The sequence below is a fragment of the Pseudomonas sp. SWRI179 genome, from assembly GCF_014268705.1.
Classification (GTDB): Bacteria; Pseudomonadota; Gammaproteobacteria; order Pseudomonadales; family Pseudomonadaceae; genus Aquipseudomonas; species Aquipseudomonas zanjanensis.
Window position 1 is genome coordinate 115,482 of the sequence record NZ_JABWRA010000005.1, and the last position, 19,300, is coordinate 134,781.

17 protein-coding genes are annotated in these 19,300 nt (G+C 61.4%); 10 read left to right on the forward strand and 7 right to left on the reverse strand.

Features of this window, described 5'->3' with window-relative positions; translation table 11 throughout:
• The first annotated feature begins 54 nt into the window (after positions 1–54).
• On the forward strand, positions 55–1,239 hold the full coding sequence (locus HU767_RS04565; RefSeq protein ID WP_186728639.1) for a thiolase family protein: 1,185 nt from the start codon (positions 55–57) through the stop codon (positions 1,237–1,239).
• Between the two features lie 159 nt (positions 1,240–1,398).
• Here HU767_RS04565 and HU767_RS04570 read toward each other — a convergent pair whose 3' ends face one another.
• Positions 1,399–1,596 carry a DUF6316 family protein gene (locus tag HU767_RS04570; RefSeq protein ID WP_186704705.1) on the reverse strand — a complete coding sequence of 66 codons (198 nt, stop codon included), beginning with the start codon at positions 1,594–1,596 and terminating at the stop codon, positions 1,399–1,401.
• A 192-nt stretch (positions 1,597–1,788) separates the two neighbouring features.
• On the opposite strand from HU767_RS04570, the gene HU767_RS04575 reads away from it, so the two are divergent.
• The gene (locus tag HU767_RS04575; RefSeq protein WP_186728640.1) at positions 1,789–2,751 is read left to right on the forward strand and encodes a DMT family transporter; all 963 of its coding nucleotides are present in this window, start codon (positions 1,789–1,791) and stop codon (positions 2,749–2,751) included.
• 185 nt (positions 2,752–2,936) lie between these two features.
• Here the strand turns inward: HU767_RS04575 and HU767_RS04580 are convergent, their stop codons facing one another.
• Positions 2,937–4,331 carry a class II fumarate hydratase gene (locus tag HU767_RS04580; protein WP_186728641.1) on the reverse strand — a complete coding sequence of 465 codons (1,395 nt, stop codon included), beginning with the start codon at positions 4,329–4,331 and terminating at the stop codon, positions 2,937–2,939.
• 202 nt (positions 4,332–4,533) lie between these two features.
• On the opposite strand from HU767_RS04580, the gene HU767_RS04585 reads away from it, so the two are divergent.
• From HU767_RS04585 to HU767_RS04615, 7 genes are all read left to right on the forward strand, one after another.
• A complete protein-coding gene (locus tag HU767_RS04585; RefSeq protein ID WP_092167494.1) occupies positions 4,534–5,055 on the forward strand; it encodes a DUF2059 domain-containing protein in 522 nt (173 codons plus the stop codon).
• Positions 5,056–5,067: 12 nt separating this feature from the next.
• On the forward strand, positions 5,068–5,367 hold the full coding sequence (locus tag HU767_RS04590; RefSeq protein ID WP_014337210.1) for a BolA family protein: 300 nt from the start codon (positions 5,068–5,070) through the stop codon (positions 5,365–5,367).
• Between the two features lie 283 nt (positions 5,368–5,650).
• Positions 5,651–6,592, forward strand: coding sequence for a rhodanese-related sulfurtransferase (locus HU767_RS04595; RefSeq protein ID WP_186704708.1), 942 nt, complete (start codon positions 5,651–5,653; stop codon positions 6,590–6,592).
• Positions 6,593–6,628: 36 nt separating this feature from the next.
• The gene (locus HU767_RS04600) at positions 6,629–7,231 is read left to right on the forward strand and encodes a DsbA family protein (RefSeq protein WP_186704752.1); all 603 of its coding nucleotides are present in this window, start codon (positions 6,629–6,631) and stop codon (positions 7,229–7,231) included.
• Positions 7,224–9,050, forward strand: a complete 1,827-nt coding sequence (locus HU767_RS04605) for an ABC transporter ATP-binding protein (RefSeq protein WP_186704709.1) — start codon at positions 7,224–7,226, stop codon at positions 9,048–9,050. Before HU767_RS04600 ends, HU767_RS04605 begins: the two co-directional genes overlap by 8 nt.
• Positions 9,051–9,241: 191 nt before the next feature.
• A complete protein-coding gene (locus HU767_RS04610) occupies positions 9,242–11,701 on the forward strand; it encodes an EAL domain-containing protein (protein ID WP_186704710.1) in 2,460 nt (819 codons plus the stop codon).
• A 45-nt stretch (positions 11,702–11,746) separates the two neighbouring features.
• A complete protein-coding gene (locus HU767_RS04615) occupies positions 11,747–12,550 on the forward strand; it encodes an iron-containing redox enzyme family protein (protein WP_186704711.1) in 804 nt (267 codons plus the stop codon).
• Between the two features lie 278 nt (positions 12,551–12,828).
• On the opposite strand, the gene HU767_RS04620 is transcribed toward HU767_RS04615, so the two are convergent.
• The 5 genes from HU767_RS04620 to HU767_RS04640 all read right to left on the reverse strand — a co-directional run bounded on the left by HU767_RS04620 (position 12,829) and on the right by HU767_RS04640 (position 17,812).
• A complete protein-coding gene (locus HU767_RS04620; protein ID WP_186704712.1) occupies positions 12,829–13,755 on the reverse strand; it encodes a GGDEF domain-containing protein in 927 nt (308 codons plus the stop codon).
• 353 nt (positions 13,756–14,108) lie between these two features.
• On the reverse strand, positions 14,109–14,849 hold the full coding sequence (locus HU767_RS04625; RefSeq protein ID WP_186704713.1) for a YciK family oxidoreductase: 741 nt from the start codon (positions 14,847–14,849) through the stop codon (positions 14,109–14,111).
• Between the two features lie 195 nt (positions 14,850–15,044).
• Positions 15,045–15,716, reverse strand: a complete 672-nt coding sequence (mupP, locus tag HU767_RS04630; protein WP_186704714.1) for an N-acetylmuramic acid 6-phosphate phosphatase MupP — start codon at positions 15,714–15,716, stop codon at positions 15,045–15,047.
• Positions 15,717–15,720: 4 nt separating this feature from the next.
• Positions 15,721–16,419 (reverse strand): bifunctional 2-polyprenyl-6-hydroxyphenol methylase/3-demethylubiquinol 3-O-methyltransferase UbiG, encoded by a 699-nt coding sequence (gene ubiG, locus HU767_RS04635; protein WP_063322361.1) that lies wholly within the window; start codon positions 16,417–16,419, stop codon positions 15,721–15,723.
• Positions 16,420–16,480: 61 nt separating this feature from the next.
• Positions 16,481–17,812 carry a TRZ/ATZ family hydrolase gene (locus tag HU767_RS04640; RefSeq protein WP_186728642.1) on the reverse strand — a complete coding sequence of 444 codons (1,332 nt, stop codon included), beginning with the start codon at positions 17,810–17,812 and terminating at the stop codon, positions 16,481–16,483.
• 106 nt (positions 17,813–17,918) lie between these two features.
• On the opposite strand from HU767_RS04640, the gene mtnA reads away from it, so the two are divergent.
• Positions 17,919–18,995 (forward strand): S-methyl-5-thioribose-1-phosphate isomerase, encoded by a 1,077-nt coding sequence (gene mtnA / locus HU767_RS04645; protein WP_186704716.1) that lies wholly within the window; start codon positions 17,919–17,921, stop codon positions 18,993–18,995.
• Positions 18,996–19,300 lie beyond the last annotated feature (305 nt).

Below are 19,300 nucleotides of genomic sequence, written 5' to 3' on the forward strand. Positions count from 1 at the left end.
CAGTGGATCTATGCTCGATTCACTCTCAACCGACCAGAACAATGAGGTACAGCCATGCGTGAAGTGGTGATCGTCGACAGCGTACGGACCGGCCTGGCCAAGTCCTTTCATGGCAAGTTCAACATGACCCGTCCAGACGACATGGCGGCCCATTGTGTCGATGCCTTGTTGGCGCGCAACGACATCAACCCGGCCAGCGTCGAGGATTGCATCGTCGGGGCCGGCTCCAATGAGGGCGCCCAGGGCTACAACATCGGGCGCAACGTGGCGGTGCTCTCGCGATTGGGCATTGGCACGGCCGGCATGACCCTCAACCGCTTCTGTTCCTCGGGCCTGCAAGCCATTGCCATCGCCGCCAATCAGATCGCTTCCGGTTGCAGCGACATCATTGTGGCGGGCGGTGTGGAATCCATCAGCCTGACGATGAAAAGCGTCAATACCGACAACCTGATCAACCCACTGCTCAAGGAGCAAGTGCCCGGGATTTATTTCCCCATGGGCCAGACAGCGGAGATCGTCGCTCGCCGTTACCAGGTCAGCCGCGAGGAGCAGGACCGCTACGCCTTGCAGAGCCAGCAACGCACCGCCAAGGCCCAGGCGGCGGGATTGTTCGATGATGAAATCATCCCGATGGCGGTCAAGTACCGGGTCGAGGACAAGCAGACCGGTGCGGTGCAGATTCTTGAAGGCGTGGTCGATCATGACGATTGCAACCGCCCGGACACCACCTATGAAAGCCTGGCGGGCCTGAAGCCGGTGTTCGCCGAAGACGGTTCGGTGACGGCGGGCAACTCGTCGCAGTTGTCCGACGGCGCCTCGATGACCTTGGTCATGAGCCTGGAAAAGGCCCTGGCGCTGGGGCTCAAGCCCAAGGCGTTTTTTCGCGGTTTCACCGTGGCCGGTTGCGAGCCGGACGAAATGGGCATCGGCCCGGTATTTTCAGTGCCCAAGCTGCTCAAGGCCAAGGGCTTGCAGATCGCCGATATCGACCTGTGGGAACTCAACGAGGCGTTTGCTTCCCAGTGCCTGTACAGCCGCAACCGGCTGGAAATCGATCCAGAGAAATACAACGTCAACGGCGGCTCGATCTCCATCGGCCATCCGTTCGGCATGACCGGTTCCCGGCAAGTCGGGCATCTGGTGCGTGAGCTGCAACGGCGCAACCTGCGCTACGGCATCGTGACCATGTGTGTGGGCGGCGGGATGGGGGCGACGGGGTTGTTCGAGGCGGTGAGATAACCGCAAAAAGTATGCTTGCACAGAGCTTTTGTGGCGAGGGAGCTTGCTCCCGCTCGGCTGCGAAGCAGGCGCCAAACTGTCGATGCGGTTTATTGAATGGGGCAGGGGGCCGCTTCGCGACCCAGCGGGAGCAAGCTCCCTCGCCACAGGAGTACGGCGCTAGCTGGCGACCTGAGTCAGTTGCAGCATCCGCTGTACATACGCTTCCACCTCCCGCAACGCCTCCTCGCGATTGGCGAACGGCCCTTCCTGGGTGCCTTCCCGGGTGTTGAAGTAAAATTCGCCGTTTATTCGGCAAATCCGGTCACTGGGAAAGACCATCGCAGGGGCGAGGTCCTGAGCGCGTTTGCCAAGCATGAGGGGCTCCAAAAGGGGCGGCGGGATCAGGTTGAGTGAAGTTTAGAGGCTGGCGTGAACCGCTGCTTGGCCAGCCGATAGGCGGCCATGTGCCATGTCGGTATTGATTCAATTAATCCGCAACTGTTCCTGTGTCGCTGGGCGAATAGATGCCTAGAATGGGCGTTCTTTGTCCTGGGCTTCGAGGGTTGCATGCACATATCGTCCGGTCGCTGGGTCTACGGCTTGTTCCTCGCCCTGTTGACGGCCTTGCTCTGGGGAATCCTGCCGATCAAGCTCAAGCAAGTGCTGCAAGTGATGGACCCGGTCACGGTGACCTGGTTTCGCTTGCTGGTGTCCGGCGGTTTGCTGTTCATTTATTTGGCGGCGACCCGGCGCCTGCCCAGTCGCAAGGTCCTCGGCCCACGCGGCGGCTGGCTGGTGGCGATGGCGGTGCTCGGGCTGGTGGGCAACTACGTGTTGTACCTGATGGGCCTGAACCGCTTGAGCCCCGGCACCGCGCAATTGGTGGTGCAGATGGGGCCGATCATGTTGCTGGTTGCCAGCCTGTTTGTGTTCAAGGAGCGGTTCAGCGTGGGGCAGGGCATTGGCCTGCTGGTGCTGCTGGTCGGTTTCACGCTGTTTTTCAACCAGCGCCTGGGCGAGTTGCTGACGTCCCTGAGCGAATACACCGCCGGGGTGTTGATGGTGTTGTTGGCATCGACGGTCTGGACGTTCTACGCCCTGGGCCAGAAGCAATTGTTGACGGTGTGGAATTCGCTGCAGGTGATGATGGTGATCTACCTGTTTTGCGCGCTGCTGCTCACGCCCTGGGTGCATCCGTTGGAGGCGCTGCAATTGAGCTCGCTGCAAGGCTGGTTGTTGCTCGCGTGCTGCCTCAATACCTTGATTGCCTATGGCGCGTTTGCCGAAGCCCTGGCCCATTGGGAAGCGTCGCGGGTCAGCGCGACCCTGGCGATCACGCCGCTGGTGACCTTCGCCGCAGTGGCGATGGCGGCCTGGTGGTGGCCTGATTATGTCCATGCCGAGCAGATCAACCTGCTGGGCTATGGCGGGGCGGTGCTGGTAGTGCTGGGTTCGGCGCTGGTCGCCCTGGGCCCCTCGTTGATCGCCGGGCTCAAGGCCCGACGCGAGCGTTTGGCTGTCGGGCGTTAAACCGCGTTATCGTTCTTCGCGAGCAAGCCCGCTCCCACAGGGCATCTATGTGAGCCGTAATATTGCATACACTGAAGATCCATTGTGGGAGCGGGCTTGCTCGCGAAAGCGGCTTGGCAGGCGATAAGGATGTCGAGCCTGCCGGCCTCATCGCGAGCAGGCTCGCTCCCACAGGGGGGATGGCGTTAGCCCTGGCTACCGGCCTCCAACATATTCTCCGGCCTCACCCAGGCATCGAATTCTTCATCGGTCAGGTACCCCAGTTGCAGCGCCGCCTCGCGCAAGGTCAGCCCTTCGCCGTAGGCTTTCTTGGCGATTTCCGCTGACTTGTCGTAGCCGATATGCGGGTTCAGTGCGGTCACCAGCATCAACCCACGTTCCAGGTGCGCGGCCATCTGCTCGGCGTCCGGTTCGAGACCGGCGATGCAGTGCTGCTGGAAGTTGCTGCAGCCGTCGGCCAGCAGGCGTATCGACTGCAGCAGGTTGTGGATGATCACCGGTTTGAACACGTTCAACTGCAAATGCCCCTGGCTGGCGGCAAAACCAATGGTCACGTCGTTGCCCATGACCTGGCAGGCCAGCATCGACAAGGCTTCGCACTGGGTCGGGTTGACCTTGCCAGGCATGATGGAACTGCCCGGTTCGTTGGCTGGCAATTTCACCTCGGCGAAGCCGGCCCGGGGGCCAGAGCCCAGCAGACGCAGGTCGTTGGCGATTTTCATCAGGGTCACGGCGAGGGTCTTCAGGGCGCCGGACAAGGAAGTCAGGGGTTCATGGCCGGCCAGCGCGGCGAACTTGTTCGGTGCGGTGACGAACGGCAGGCCCGAGAGCGCCGCCAGTTCAGCGGCAATCGCTTCGCCGAAACCATGGGGTGAATTGAGCCCGGTGCCCACGGCTGTGCCGCCCTGGGCCAGTTCGCAGACGGCCGGAAGCGCGGCGCGGATCGCCCGTTCGGCATAATCGAGCTGGGCAATGAACGCCGACAGCTCCTGGCCAAAGGTGATTGGCGTGGCATCCATCATGTGGGTGCGGCCGGTCTTGACCAGCTTCATGTGGCGCGCCGCCAGTTCCGCGAGGCCGCCGGAGAGTTCGCTGATGGCCGGCAGCAATTGCTGATGGACAGCCTGGGCGGCGGCGATGTGCATGGCGGTGGGGAAGCAGTCGTTGGAACTCTGCGAGCGGTTGACGTGGTCGTTGGGGTGCACCGGGCTCTTGCCGCCGCGGGGGTTGCCGGCCAGTTCGTTGGCGCGCCCGGCGATCACCTCGTTGGCGTTCATGTTGCTCTGGGTCCCGCTGCCGGTCTGCCAGACCACCAGCGGGAATTGGTCGTCGTGCTGGCCGGCGAGCACTTCGTCGGCGGCCTGTTCGATCAGGCGGGCGATGTCGGCGGGGAGGTCGCCATTGCGATCATTGACCCGCGCGGCGGCCTTCTTGATCAGTGCCAGGGCATGCAGCACCGACAGCGGCATGCGTTCGTTGCCAATGGCGAAGTTGATCATGGAACGCTGCGTCTGGGCTCCCCAGTAGGCCTCATCCGGGACTTCAACCTGGCCAAGGCTGTCGGTTTCGATACGGCTCATCGGGTCAAACTCCTTAAAGGCTGAATGCGCAGTTTAGGCCCAGATGGGCGGCACCGGTTCCCTCAATCATCGCTCAATCCAGGAGCGGTGTGTTCGGTCCGTCAATCGGACCCGACAAGCATCGGGGTTGAGGCCCGGCGTTTTTTAGGCGCAGAATGGTCGCCCTTGGGGTTTTACCTCGCCTGTAAACAAAGGAAACTCGATGACCCGTCTTCGTGCCATCTGTACCGCAGTTGCTCTGGTGTGTGCCAGCGGCCCTGTTTTCGCCGATACCGCCAGCCACAACGCCAGCGCCGAAGCGTTCCTGACCCTGGCGCACGCTGACAAACTGGGCACTCCGGTGTACATGCAAGTGCAGCAAATGTTTGCCCAGCGCTTTGAACAGACCAAGGCCCCTGAGTCGAAAAAAGCCACCCTGGAAACCTATCAGGCCAAGGCCAATGCCGCGCTGGACCAAGCCATTGGCTGGAACAAGCTCAAGCCCGACATGGTCAAGCTCTACACCAGCAACTTCAACGAGTCGGAGCTCAAGGACCTGGTGGCTTTCTACCAATCGCCATTGGGCAAGAAAGTCCTGGAAAAAATGCCACAGCTGACTCAGCAATCGGCCCAGCTGACCCAGGCCAAGCTTGAAAGCGCGGTGCCGGTGGTCAACAAGCTGCTGGCCGACATGACGGCCGAGCTCGAGCCAAAAGCCGCTGCCCCAGCCAAGAAAAAGCCGTAAGCGGAGCCCGGTATGAGCATGCAACAACGCATCGAATCGACACTCGGGCTCTTGCAGCCCGAGCACTTGCAAGTGCTGGATGAAAGCCACATGCACAGCCGTGGCCTGCAGACGCATTTCAAGGCCGTGGTGGTCAGCCAGCAGTTCGAAGGGCTCAATCGCGTCAAGCGTCACCAGAAGGTCTACGGCACGCTGGGCGAGCTGATGGGTGAGTTCCATGCGTTGGCGCTGCACACCTACACCCCCGAAGAATGGGCGCAGATCGACGCCGCGCCGGCTTCGCCGACGTGTGCCGGTGGCAGCAAGCACTGAGCGGGCAACCTGTTATGGCCAGGAAGCTTTTGTGGCGAGGGAGCTTGCTCCCGCTGGGCTGCGAAGCGGCCCCCAAGCCAATCACCGCGTCGTGTCAGGCTGATCCCAATCAGTTTTTTGGGGCTGCTGCGCAACCCAGCGGGAGCAAGCTCCCTCGCCACAAAGGCTCTCGCTCCTAAAACCACATTGTTTTTGTTAGAATCCGCAACGCGCCGCTCACCCGGCGCGTTTTTTTTCGCATCCGGTTCACCCTTTACGAGGGTAGCCACCTGGAGAAACACCCATGACACAACCCATTGTCGTGGCGGCACTGTATAAGTTCGTCACCCTTGAAGATTACGTCGAGCTGCGTGAGCCCCTGCTCAAGGCCATGCTCGACAACGGCATCAAAGGCACGCTGCTGATCGCCGAGGAAGGCATCAACGGCACGGTCTCCGGCACCCGTGAAGGCATCGACGGGTTGATGGCCTGGCTCAAGAACGATCCGCGCATGGACGACATCGACCATAAAGAGTCGTACTGCGACGAGCAGCCGTTCTACCGCACCAAGGTCAAGCTCAAGAAAGAAATCGTCACCCTCGGCGTCGAAGGCGTGGACCCGAACAAGCAGGTCGGCACGTACGTCGAGCCACAAGACTGGAACGCGTTGATCAGCGATCCGCAAGTGCTGTTGATCGACACCCGCAACGATTACGAAGTGTCCATCGGCACCTTCGAAGGCGCCATCGACCCCAAGACCACCAGCTTTCGCGAGTTCCCCGAGTACATCAAGGCCAACTTCGACCCGGCCAGGCACAAGAAAGTCGCGATGTTCTGCACCGGCGGCATTCGTTGTGAAAAGGCTTCCAGCTACATGCTTGGCCAAGGCTTCGACGAGGTCTATCACCTCAAGGGCGGCATCCTGAAATACCTCGAAGAGGTGCCTCAGGAGGAAACCAAGTGGCGCGGCGACTGCTTCGTGTTCGATAACCGCGTGACCGTTCGCCACGACCTCAGCGAAGGGGACTACGATCAATGTCATGCTTGTCGTACCCCGGTGAGCGTAGAAGACCGCGCTTCGGAGCATTATGTGCCTGGCATCAGTTGCCCGCATTGCTGGGATAAGCTGAGCGAGAAAACCCGTCGCAGCGCCATCGACCGGCAGAAGCAGATCGAGTTGGCCAAGGCGCGGAACATGCCGCACCCGATCGGCTACAACTATAAGCAAACATCTTCCGAGGCTTGAACCATGGCGTCGCGCCTGCTCTACGTGATGGACCCGATGTGCTCCTGGTGCTGGGGCTTTGCACCGGTGGCCGAGGCATTGGTCGAGCAGGCGCAGGCCGCGGGCGTGGAATTGCACCTGGTGGTGGGCGGTTTGCGCACCGGCAGTGGTTCGGCGCTGGAGCCGACCACCCGGCGCTACATTCTTGAACATTGGCAGGCGGTGACCCAGGCCACCGGCCAGCCCTTCAAGCTTGAAGGCGCATTGCCGGACGGTTTCGTCTACGACACCGAACCAGCCTGCCGGGCATTGGTGACGGCTCGCAGCCTCGCCCCGGACTTGGCCTGGAAGCTGGTGAAGCTGATCCAGCAGGCCTTTTATGTGCAAGGCCGCGACGTCACCCACGCCAGCGTCCTGGTGGAGCTGGCCGAACAGGCCGGGTTGCCACGCATCGAATTCGCTGCCGCTTTTGACCGCGCCGACCAACACGCGGCCACCGCGGCGGATTTCACCTGGGTACAGGACCTGGGCATCGCCGGGTTCCCCACGCTGTTGGCTGAGCGCGACGGCCAACTGGCCTTGCTGACCAACGGTTATCAGCCCCTGGGCCAGTTGTCGCCGTTGCTGGGCCGATGGCTGGAGCGCGCGACCTGTGCCTGAGCGGCCGCCAGACCCATCGGCCTCGCGGCGCATCGATCGGTTGAGCTGGGCGGAAATCCGTCGCCTGGCCCTCACCCATAAAAAAGCCCTGTGGATCGCCAACGGCGTGGCCGTGCTGGCGACGCTGTGCAGCGTGCCGATCCCGTTGCTGCTGCCGCTGTTGGTGGACGAAGTCCTGCTGGGTCACGGCGATGCGGCCTTGAACGTCATGAACCATGCATTGCCAACGGCGTGGCAGAGCGCTGCTGGCTATATCGGGCTGATGTTGCTGGCGACCCTGGCCCTGCGCTGCGGCGCCTTGCTGTTCAACGTGCTGCAGGCGCGCTTGTTCGCCAGGCTGGCCAAGGACCTCGTCTACCGCATTCGCATCCGTCTGATCGAACGTCTCAAGCGAATCTCCCTGGGCGAGTACGAAAGCCTGGGCAGCGGCACGGTGGCGGCCCACTTGGTCACCGACCTGGACACCCTCGACAAATTCATCGGCGAAACCCTCAGCCGTTTCCTGGTGGCGATGCTGACCTTGGTGGGCACCGCCGGGATCCTGGTGTGGATGCACTGGAAACTGGCGCTGCTGATCCTGCTGTTCAACCCGCTGGTGATCTACGCCACGGTACAGTTGGGCAAGCGGGTCAAGCACCTCAAGAAACTGGAGAACGACAGCACCTCGCGCTTTACCCAGGCCTTGACCGAAACCCTGGACGCCATCCAGGAAGTGCGCGCCGGCAACCGCCAGGGCCATTTCCTTGGGCGCTTGGGAATGCGCGCCAAGGAAGTCCGCGATTACGCCGTGAACTCGCAGTGGAAAACCGACGCCTCGAACCGCGCCAGTGGTTTGCTGTTCCAGTTCGGCATCGATATTTTTCGCGCGGCGGCCATGCTCACCGTGGTGTTTTCCGACCTGTCCATTGGCCAGATGCTGGCGGTGTTCAGCTACCTCTGGTTCATGATCGGTCCGGTCGAGCAGTTGTTGAATTTGCAGTACGCCTTTTACGCCGCCGGCGGCGCCTTGAACCGCATCAATGAACTGCTGGCCCGGGCCGACGAGCCGCAGTACACCGGCGTCGTCGATCCGTTCAAGGGCCGTGACACCGTGGGCATCGAGATCCAAGGGTTGAGTTTCGGTTACGGCGAGGAGTTGGTGCTCGACCAATTGAACCTGTCCATCTCTGCGGGGGAAAAAGTCGCCATCGTCGGGGCCAGTGGCGGCGGCAAGAGCACTCTGGTGCAGTTGCTGCTCGGGCTTTACACGCCGCAGTCGGGCAGCATTCGTTTCGGCGGCGCCACGCAGCAGGAGGTTGGCCTGGAAACCATTCGCGAGAACGTCGCTGTGGTGCTTCAGCATCCGGCGTTGTTCAACGACACGGTGCGGGCTAACTTGACCATGGGCCGTGAACGCAGCGACGAGGCCTGCTGGCAGGCGCTGGAAATCGCCCAACTCGACGCCACGGTACGGGCGCTGCCCCTGGGCCTGGAAAGCATCGTTGGGCGTTCCGGGGTGCGGTTGTCCGGCGGGCAGCGCCAACGGCTGGCCATTGCCCGCATGGTATTGGCCAATCCTCGGGTGGTGATTCTCGACGAAGCCACCTCGGCCCTGGACGCGGCCACCGAGTACAACCTGCACCAGGCCCTGGCGCGTTTTTTGAGCGCGCGTACCACCCTGATCATCGCCCACCGGCTCTCGGCGGTGAAGCAGGCTGATCGGGTATTGGTGTTCGACGGTGGGCGAATCGCCGAAGACGGCGACCATTTGCAACTGATTGCCGAAGGGGGCCTGTACGCTCGGCTCTACGGTCATTTGCAACAAATACAGCAGCCTTGAGTTTCCGGCGGTTTTCTGCGCTTAGTATCGGAAAAAAAGCAGGCAAACCCGCTGTTTTTCCCAAATTCCACGCAAAGTCTGTCGATCCGTTCATCCATTCATTCGATGGGTCGAAAACTAGCCTAGGCTATTGAGTCAGGAGTGGAATTCTGGCGGGTGTTCGTCCGCAATACCTGTGTGCAAGGGACCTCATGAAGCAAAAGCAGACTCTCGGAACACCACGGCTGCTGGGTATCGTCTGGCCCTTTATCGCCGTTGTGCTATTTCAGGCATTGCTCGGCGGCGTCAGCCTATACGTGTTGTCTGCGGTTCGCGGCTATGTGGCGGGGGAGAGTCTCTGGTCCAAGGGGCAGAAAGACGCCATCTATTACCTCAACCTCTACGCCGACAGCCGCGATGAGGCGATTTTCCGAAAATTTCAGCAGGCCATCGCCGTGCCCGAGGGCGGCCACGAATTGCGGGTGGCGCTGGACCGTGAGCCGCCGGACCTGGAGGCCGCACGGGCCGGCATCCTCAAGGGCGGCAATCACCCGGACGATGTGTCCAGCCTGATCTGGCTTTATTTGAATTTCCGTCACTTCAGTTACTTGGAAGAAGCCATCGATCTCTGGACGGTGGGCGACGGCTACCTGATCGAATTGAATAACGTCGCCCGGCAGATGCACGGCAGCATCGCCGCGGGCCAGGCCTCGGAGGTGGACATCCGCGGCTGGAAGGCCCAGATCTTTGCGATCAATGATTCCGTGACCCCGGCTGCCAAGGCGTTCAGCGACGCACTGGGAGAGGGCTCGCGTTTCATCCTGCGGCTTCTGCTGGTGACCAATTTCGCCACCGCCCTGGGGCTGATCGTCCTGGCGCTGTTGCGTACCCATAAGTTGCTGGCCCAGCGGCAGGTGTTCGCCAATGCGCTGCAGATGGAGAAAGAACGAGCGCAGATCACCCTGCAATCCATTGGCGATGGGGTGATCACCACCGACGTGGAAGGGGCCATCGCCTACATGAACCCCGCCGCCGAAGCGATGACCCATTGGAAGGCCGAACACGCCACGGGCTTGCCCTTGGCCGCGCTGTTCAATTTGCTCGATGACAATGCCCAGACCGAAGGGCTGACCTTGATCGAGCACATCCTCAGCGGTCGACTCAGTGGCGCCAGCGAACATTCGAAACTGATCCAGCGCCTGGATGGCAGCACGGTCTCGGTCACCCTGGTGGGCGCGCCGATCCGCCATGCTGGCAAGGTCAGCGGCGCCGTGCTGGTGCTGCATGACATGACCCAGGAGCGGCAATACATCGCCAACCTGTCGTGGCAGGCCACCCACGACGCCCTGACCGGCCTGGCCAACCGCCGGGAATTCGAGTATCGCCTCGAGCAGGCCTTGCACAACCTCACTCGCCAGGTCGGTCGTCATGCCTTGATGTTTCTCGACCTGGACCAGTTCAAGCTGGTTAACGACACCTGCGGCCACGCGGCGGGAGACGAGTTGTTGCGGCATATCTGTGCCTTGTTGCAATCAGGGCTGCGGGAAAACGACACCCTGGCCCGGTTGGGCGGCGATGAGTTCGGGATCCTGCTGGAGAACTGTTCGCCGGAGGCTGCGGAAAAGATTGCCGAAGGGCTGCGCCAGACCGTGCAGAACCTGCATTTTGTCTGGAAGGGCCGGCCGTTCGTGACCACCGTGAGCATTGGCCTGGTGCACATCGCCCAGACCCCGACGACCCTGGAGGCATCCCTGCGGGCCGCCGACATGGCCTGTTATATGGCCAAGGAAAAGGGGCGCAACCGGGTTCAGGTCTATCATGCCGACGACTCGGAGTTGTCCCTGCGTTTTGGCGAGATGGCCTGGGTCCAGCGCCTGCACATGGCTTTGGAGGAAAACCGCTTTTGCCTGTACGCCCAGGAAATCGCCGCGCTGGGCCCGGGCGATCATGGTGGCGGGCACATAGAAATCCTGCTGCGCCTGCATGACGAAGCCGGGCGGATGATCCTGCCGGACAGCTTCATTCCCGCGGCGGAACGCTACGGGCTGATGACATCCCTGGATCGTTGGGTGGTGGAAAACGTCTTCAAGATCATCCGCCAGTGCCTGAATGAATCGCGACAGGGGCCCATGGCGATGTGTGCGATTAATCTGTCAGGCACCACTATCGGAGATCAGGCGTTCCTCGACTTCCTGCGTAAACAGTTCGCCGCCTACTCGATCCCGCCGGAAATGATTTGTTTTGAAATTACAGAAACCAGCGCTATTTCGAATCTCGGCAGTGCGATCCGTTTTATCAATGAACTCAAGAGCTTGGGATGTTATTTCTCGCTGGATGACTTTTGCGCCGGAATGTCTTCATTCGCTTACCTGAAACATTTACCTGTAGACTTCTTGAAGATCGACGGGAGTTTCGTAAAGGATATGCTGGACGACCCGATTAACCGTGCAATGGTCGAAGTGATCAATCACATCGGTCACGTCATGGGTAAGCGCACGATTGCCGAGTTTGTAGAAACCGCCCAGATCGAGCAGGCATTGCTGGAGATAGGGGTGGACTACGCTCAGGGGTATGTGATCGAACGCCCGCAATTGTTTACCTGCGACACGTTGCAATGTCGGCCGGCCCGGCCCCAGCCGTTGTTATTCAAGGCCCCCGGCACGTTCCGCTGAAACGCTTGTTGATCCGAGAAAATCACAATCAAAAGGAGCCCGACAGTGATCGACACATTCAACCGAACAGGCCCGCTCATGGACGCCACAAGCTATCCGAAATGGGCACAGCAGCTCATTACCGATTGCAGCGAGAGCAAGCGCCGGGTTGTCGAACACGAACTGTATCAGCGCATGCGCGACAACAAGCTCAGCGCCAAGACCATGCGCCACTACCTCATTGGTGGTTGGCCGGTCGTTGAACAGTTCGCTTTATACATGGCACAGAACCTCACCAAGACCCGCTTTGCCCGCCATCCTGGCGAGGACATGGCGCGTCGCTGGCTGATGCGCAACATTCGTGTCGAACTCAACCATGCCGATTATTGGGTCAACTGGAGCGCCGCCCACGGCGTGACCCTGGAAGACCTGCAGGCCCAGCAGGTACCGCCTGAGCTTCATGCCTTGAGCCACTGGTGCTGGCACACCAGTTCCTCGGACGCGTTGATCGTGGCCATCGCCGCGACCAACTACGCCATCGAGGGTGCCACGGGAGAGTGGTCGGCGCTGGTGTGTTCCACCGGTGTCTATGCGGCCGCCTTCGCCGAGGAAGACCGCAAGCGGGCCATGAAATGGCTGAAAATGCATGCCCAGTACGACGATGCCCATCCTTGGGAAGCCTTGGAAATCATCTGTACGCTGGCGGGGATGAACCCGAGCAAAGCCCTGCAGACGGAGCTGCGCCAGGCCGTTTGCAAGAGCTATGACTACATGTATCTGTTCCTGGAGCGTTGCATGCAACTGGAACAGTCGGAGACGGTGAGTAAGTCGTCATCCCCCCGCGAGCGCCTGGCATTGGCCGGGAGCTGATTACTACCACTACAGATAGCCACAACCTGTGGGAGCGAGCCTGCTCGCGAAGCGGTCTGACAGTCGACGGGGAGGTTGACTGCTAGGCCGCTTTCGCGAGCAGGCTCGCTCCCACAGTTGTTTTGGATGAGCGCTGTCTTGAATCGCCTTAAACCTTGTGGGAGCGGGCTTGCTCGCGAAGACTCTGGCAAATGCAACATAGTCGTAGGCTGACCCACCGCTTTCGCGAGCAAGCCCGCTCCCACAGATATTTCGATATTCTTTGCTGCCGATACTTGTCAGCCGGCCATCGCCAGTCGATTGCGCCCCTCGCGCTTGGCCACGTACAGCGCGCTGTCGACCCTGCGTAGCAGGCTTTCCGAGGATTCCCCTGGTAGCAGGGTGGCGCAGCCCAGGCTGACGGTCAGCTCGATCCGGGTGCCAGCGGCGAAGTAATCCTGGGCCTGGGCGGCATAACGCAGCCGTTCGCCGACCATGGCTGCCGCATCCCGGCTGGTATTGGCCAGCAGGATCAGAAATTCTTCACCGCCGAACCTGAACACCATGTCCACGTTGCGCAGTTGACCCTTGATCGACTCGGCCACGGCCTTGAGCACTTCGTCACCGACGCCGTGACCATGGTTGTCGTTGATGCGCTTGAAATGATCGATATCGAGCATCAGCACTGACAAGGGCTGCGAATGACGCTTGGCCATGTCGATTTCCCGCATCAGGGTCTGGTCCATGGCGATGCGGTTGCCGGTAGCGGTCAGTGGATCTCGCAGGGCGCTACGGGTGGCGGCGCGGTAGAGCAGCGCGTTGCGCAGCGGATACAGCAGCGTCGACATGATGGATTCGAGATCGCTCTGTTCCGCCTCGATGAAACGCTGGTTGCGGCGGAATACCAGTTCCCCCAGCTGTTCGCCTTCATGGCTGAGGTTGTAGCTGAGGGTGTGGTGCCCTCGTTGCCCGAACTCCAGGCGCAGGTCACTGGCTTTGTGCTGATAGGCCAACGCATCCAGGGGAACCAGTCGCTGAATTTCGCGGAAAAACAGGCCCAGGATGCGCTGTGGCTCCAGGCTGGTCTGCAGTTGCTGGCTCAGTTGTTGGCGCAATTGCGACAGACTGACAGAGCGTGCCGCAAGCGGCGATGGCTGGGCCAGGCCCAGGCGCTGCAATTTGGCGCTGTCGAAGTCGATCGCGTTGATCTGGGTGGGCGTTTTCATATGGCGTTAGCCCCTAAGCTAAATCTGTCCCGCAGGTTGGGTGTGGCGACTTTGGGCTGCGCGTCGTACTGGTCCATCAGTCCCGTAGGACAACTGATTTGAGTTTAGTCCGCTTTCCATGGCAGGCATAAGTCTCGTCTCAACGTCCATTACCTGCCGAACATGGCATGTTTGAAGAGGTTAGAGCGAAAGTCGTGCCATTCGGTTCATTTCAGTAAAAACCGATGAGGAATCAATGGATTGAAAACAGCTCGCGATAAGCTTCGGCGACGTGGGCTTGGCGGTTCGCCTGGTTTGGCATGGATCAGGGCCGGTGTCGTGACGGTAAATCGTCGCGACACCGGCCCTGATCGTTATTGCGCGTTGAACGCCTGGCCGTTGACGCCGGTGCTGTCCGGGCCCATGAGGTACAGGTAGACCGGCATGATCGCTTCGGGCGTCGGATTGTTGAGCGGGTTTTCTCCCGGATAGGCCTGGGCACGCATGCTGGTGCGGGTGGCACCGGGGTTGATGCTGTTGGCGCGCACCGGGGCGACGGTATCGACTTCGTCGGCCAGGGTCTGCATCAGCCCCTCGGTGGCGAACTTGGACACACCATAGGCGCCCCAGTAGGCCCGGCCCTTGCGGCCGACGCTGCTGGACGTGAATACCACCGACGCGTCCTTGGACAGCTTGAGCAGGGGCAGCAATGTGCTGGTGAGCATGAACATCGCGTTGACGTTGACGTGCATCACCCGCATGAAGTTCTCACCGGACAACTGTTCCAGTGGCGTACGTGGGCCGATGATCGAGGCGTTGTGCAGCAGGCCGTCCAGGTGACCGAACTCGGTTTCGATCATCGCCGCCAGTTCATCGTATTGATGCGGCAGGGCGGTTTCGAGGTTGAACGGGATCACCGCCGGCTGCGGGTGACCGGCCGCTTCGATTTCATCGTAGACCTGGGTCAGGTTGGCTTCGGTCTTGCCCAGCAGCAGGACGGTGGCACCGTGGGCGGCGTAGGCTTTCGCAGCAGCGGCACCGATCCCGCGACCGGCGCCGGTGACCAGGATCACCCGGCCATTGAGCAGATCGGGGCGGGCGGAATAATCAAACATAAAAAAACCTCAACAAAATAAAGCGGCACGATACCGTTTGTGCAGAGCAGTCATGGCCAGTGAGCTTGGTGAGCTTAGCTTGGTGAGCTTTTGTGGCGAGGGAGCTTGCTCCCGCTGGAGCGCGAAGCGGTCCCCAGGCGACGGCTTCGCCGCCGAGCGGGAGCAAGCTCCCTCGCCACTAGAGCGGTCCTCAGCTCAGCAACTGCACAATGCGTTATCCAGCACTTCACGCAGGGCCAATGGGTGATCGATCACCACATCCGCGCCCCAATGCTTGGGGTTGTCGTCCGGGTGAATGTAGCCATAGGTCACCGCGCAGGTCTTGGTGCCGGCGCTGCGGCCGGACTCGATGTCCCGCAGGTCATCGCCCACGAACAGCACGCTGGCCGGGTCCAGGTCGAGCATTTTGCACGCCAGGGTCAGCGGTTCCGGGTCCGGCTTGCTGTTTTTCACGTGGTCAGGGCAGATCAATACTTTCGAGCGCTCGGCCAGGCCCAGTTGCTGCATGATCGGTTCGGCGAAACGCACCGGCTTGTTGGTGACCACGCCCCAGATCAGGTTGGCCGCTTCGATATCGGCCAGCACCTCGGCCATGCCGTCGAACAGGTGGCTGTGGACCGCGCACCCCTTGAGGTAGCGGTCGAGGAATTCCTGGCGCAGTTCCTCGAACCCCGGTGATTCCGGGTCCATGGAAAAGGTCACCGCGACCATCGCCCGGGCGCCGCCGGAAATCTCGTCGCGTATGTGCTGGGTGTTCATCGGTGGCAAGCCACGGTCGGCGCGCATGGCCTGGCAGATGGCGATGAAGTCTGGCGCGGTGTCGAGCAGCGTGCCGTCCATGTCGAAGAGAACCGCTTTGAGACGCATCGACTTATTCCTCGCGCAAGGTCTGGATCATGTAGTTGACGTCAACGTCGGCGGCCAGCTTGTAGTGCTTGGTCAGCGGGTTGTAGGTCAGGCCGATGATGTCCTTGACCGTCAGCCCGGCCGCGCGGCTCCAAGCGCCCAGTTCGGAAGGGCGGATGAATTTCTTGAAGTCGTGGGTGCCCCGTGGCAACAGCTTCATGATGTATTCGGCACCGATGATGGCGAACAGGTAGGCCTTTGGGTTGCGGTTGATGGTGGAGAAGAACACCTGCCCACCCGGCTTGACCATGCGGAAGCAGGCGCGGATGACCGAGGACGGGTCTGGCACATGCTCGAGCATTTCCAGGCAGGTGACCACGTCGAATTGGCCGGGCATTTCTTCGGCCAGGGCTTCGGCGGTGATCTGCCGGTATTCCACGCTGACGCCGGATTCCAACTGATGCAGTTGCGCCACCGCCAGCGGGGCTTCACCCATGTCGATGCCCATTACCGTTGCACCGCGCTGGGCCATGGCTTCGCTGAGGATGCCGCCGCCGCAACCGACGTCGAGGACTTTCTTGCCGGCCAGGTTGACCCGTTCGTCAATCCAGTTGACCCGCAGCGGGTTGATGTCGTGCAGCGGTTTGAATTCGCTTTCACGGTCCCACCAGCGATGGGCCAGGGCTTCGAATTTGGCGATTTCGGCGTGGTCGACGTTGCTCATGTGCAGATCCTCGAAAAGCTTGAAAAATCAGGTGCCCCGAGCCGTGGCTCAAGGGGCGTGGTCATTCGTTGTGGCCGCTGATGCGGCAACCCCAGGCCTGGGCCGTGGCGATCAGTGTCGGTTCGTCCATCCGGGTCAGCCGGCCATCCTCCAATAACGGCTTGCCGCCTACCCACAGGTGTTTGACGCAATCGCGACCGGTGGCATAGATCAACTGCGACACCGGGTCGTAGATCGGTTGCTGGGCCAGGCCCGACAAATCGAACGCCACCAGGTCGGCGGCCTTGCCGACTTCCAGGGAGCCGACGGTCGTTTCGATGCCCAGCGCCCGGGCGCCATTGAGCGTGGCCATGCGCAGGGCCCGATGGGCATCCAGGGCCGTGGCCGAACCGGCGACGGCCTTGGCCAGCAGGGCGGCGGTGCGGGTTTCGCCGAGCAGGTCAAGGTCGTTGTTGCTCGCCGCGCCATCGGTGCCAAGGGCGACATTGACGCCGGCCTGCCACAGGCGTTCCACCGGACAGAAACCGCTGGCCAGCTTCAGGTTCGACTCCGGGCAGTGGATCACGCTGCAATTGCTTTCTACCAGCAAGGCCTGGTCTTCGTCGCTGATTTGAGTCATGTGCACGGCTTGGAAGCGTGGCCCCAGCAGGCCCAGGCGCCCGAGGCGAGCCATCGGTCGCTCACCGGTGTTATCCACAGCCTGCTGCACTTCGAAGGCGGTTTCGTGAACGTGCATATGAATGGCCGCGTCCAGTTCCTCGGCGATCACGCGGATTTTCTCCAGGTTCTCATCGCCCACCGTGTAAGGGGCGTGCGGGCCGAATGCGACTTTGATCCGCGGGTGGTGCTTGAGGTCGCCAAATAATTCGATGCCCTGACGAATGGCGTCGTCGGCGCTGGCGGCACCGGGGATCGGGAAGTCGAGGACCGGAATGGCGATTTGCGCGCGAATCCCGCTGTCGTGGACGCGCTCGCTGGCGATCTTGGGGTAGAAATACATGTCGGAGAAGCAGGTGATGCCGCCCTTGATCTGTTCGGCGATCGCCAGGTCGGTGCCGTCGCGCACGAAATCCTCATCGACCCATTTGGCCTCGGCCGGCCAGATGTGCTGTTCCAGCCAGGTCATCAAGGGCAGGTCGTCGGCCAAGCCACGGAACAAGGTCATGGCCGCGTGGCCGTGGGCGTTGACCAGACCGGGGCTGAGCAGCATGCCGGGTAGCTCACGGACTTCGGTTGCGTCACATTTCAGGGCTTCTGCCCGTGGGCCGATGAACACGATGCAGCCGTCGCGGATGCCCAGGCCATGATCCTTGAGCACTACACCGGCGGGTTCGACAGGCACCAACCAGGTCGGCAGCAATAATAAGTCGAGCGCAACGGCAGGCTTGGGCATCGTGGAACGGTTCCATGGGGTATAAAGGATGGCGAAGTATACCCGAGCGTCTTCGCGGAGGGATCGCTATAATCGGCGGCTTTTGTTCATGAGTGCGGGGTGAAGGATGCGCGATCGACTATTGGCTGCGGAGAAGGTGAAGGCCATCGATTGGCGTGATGGCGTCCTGTACCTGCTGGACCAGCGTAGCCTGCCGTTCGAGGAGAACTGGATCGCCTGCACCCGTGTCGCCGACGTGGCCGAGGCTATTGGCTCGATGGTCGTGCGCGGCGCGCCGGTCATCGGCATCAGCGCGGCGTATGGTGTTGTGCTGGCGGCGCGGGCCAGGATGGCCGAGGGCGGCGATTGGCAGGCGGCGCTGGAGGCCGATTTTGCCTTGCTGACCGAGGCCCGGCCGACGGCGGCGAACCTGTTCTGGGCGCTGGATCGGATGCGTGACCGGCTGGGGCGCTTGAAAGGGCATGCCGAGCCGCTGGCGGTATTAGAGGCCGAAGCCATCGCCATCCACGAGAGTGATCGTGAAGCCAACCTGACCATGGCCCAGCTGGGTGTCGACCTGATCCGCAAGCACCAGGGCAACGCCCAGGCCATCCTCACCCACTGCAACACCGGCGCCCTGGCCACCGGCGGTTTCGGCACGGCCTTGGGGGTCATCCGGGGTGCCTATATCGAAGGCATGGTGGAGCGCGTCTATGCCGACGAAACCCGGCCGTGGCTGCAAGGTTCGCGCCTGACGGCGTGGGAATTGGCTCGTGAGGGCATTCCGGTGACCCTCAACGCCGACTCGGCCGCTGCCCACATCATGAAAACCAAGGGAGTGACTTGGGTGGTCGTCGGTGCCGATTGCATCGCCGCCAATGGTGACGTGGCGAACAAGATCGGCACTTATCAGCTGGCAGTCTGTGCCATGCACCATGGCGTGCGCTTCATGGTGGTGGCGCCGAGTTCGATCGTCGACCTGAGCCTGGCCAGCGGTGACGACATTCCGATGGAAGAGCGCGACAGGCGCGAACTGCTGGAAGTCGGTGGCAAGGGGCTCGGCGCGGATATCGACGCCTTCAACCCGGTGTTCGATGTCACGCCGGCGGATTTGATCGATGTGATTGTGACCGAGAAGGGCATCATCGAGCGTCCGGACACCGCGAAGCTGGCGCAGTTGATGTGCCGCAAGCGGTTGCACTGAAAATTTGGGGCGCCTGATCTATCGCCTTCGCGAGCAAGCCCGCTCCCACAGTGGAATGTGTTGTGGCTGATATCTCAGGCACACAAAAATCCCCTGTGGGAGCGGGCTTGCTCGCGAATGGGCCCTTAAAGGCAACAAATACCTTGCATTTGCCCCCTGATTCTCCATCCGCAGTGCTTCTAAGCCCCTCTGATCCCATATCAGCCTGTCACCGGTCAACTAACTACGCACCATGCGCATCTGGGGGATAGGTGCGTGGCGGCTCTTGTGATAACATCCGGCGGTTTCCAAGGCCGCCTCGCGAG

Excerpts from the sequence above, each read along its gene's own strand:
- HU767_RS04565 (WP_186728639.1), top strand. The coding sequence starts at position 55 with ATGCGTGAAGTGGTGATCGTCGACAGCGTACGGACCGGCCTGGCCAAG.
- HU767_RS04570 (WP_186704705.1), bottom strand. The coding sequence starts at position 1,596 with ATGCTTGGCAAACGCGCTCAGGACCTCGCCCCTGCGATGGTCTTTCCC.
- HU767_RS04575 (WP_186728640.1), top strand. The coding sequence starts at position 1,789 with ATGCACATATCGTCCGGTCGCTGGGTCTACGGCTTGTTCCTCGCCCTG.
- HU767_RS04580 (WP_186728641.1), bottom strand. The coding sequence starts at position 4,331 with ATGAGCCGTATCGAAACCGACAGCCTTGGCCAGGTTGAAGTCCCGGAT.
- HU767_RS04585 (WP_092167494.1), top strand. The coding sequence starts at position 4,534 with ATGACCCGTCTTCGTGCCATCTGTACCGCAGTTGCTCTGGTGTGTGCC.
- HU767_RS04590 (WP_014337210.1), top strand. The coding sequence starts at position 5,068 with ATGAGCATGCAACAACGCATCGAATCGACACTCGGGCTCTTGCAGCCC.
- HU767_RS04595 (WP_186704708.1), top strand. The coding sequence starts at position 5,651 with ATGACACAACCCATTGTCGTGGCGGCACTGTATAAGTTCGTCACCCTT.
- HU767_RS04600 (WP_186704752.1), top strand. The coding sequence starts at position 6,629 with ATGTGCTCCTGGTGCTGGGGCTTTGCACCGGTGGCCGAGGCATTGGTC.
- HU767_RS04610 (WP_186704710.1), top strand. The coding sequence starts at position 9,242 with ATGAAGCAAAAGCAGACTCTCGGAACACCACGGCTGCTGGGTATCGTC.
- HU767_RS04620 (WP_186704712.1), bottom strand. The coding sequence starts at position 13,755 with ATGAAAACGCCCACCCAGATCAACGCGATCGACTTCGACAGCGCCAAA.
- HU767_RS04625 (WP_186704713.1), bottom strand. The coding sequence starts at position 14,849 with ATGTTTGATTATTCCGCCCGCCCCGATCTGCTCAATGGCCGGGTGATC.
- mupP (WP_186704714.1), bottom strand. The coding sequence starts at position 15,716 with ATGCGTCTCAAAGCGGTTCTCTTCGACATGGACGGCACGCTGCTCGAC.
- ubiG (WP_063322361.1), bottom strand. The coding sequence starts at position 16,419 with ATGAGCAACGTCGACCACGCCGAAATCGCCAAATTCGAAGCCCTGGCC.
- HU767_RS04640 (WP_186728642.1), bottom strand. The coding sequence starts at position 17,812 with ATGCCCAAGCCTGCCGTTGCGCTCGACTTATTATTGCTGCCGACCTGG.
- mtnA (WP_186704716.1), top strand. The coding sequence starts at position 17,919 with ATGCGCGATCGACTATTGGCTGCGGAGAAGGTGAAGGCCATCGATTGG.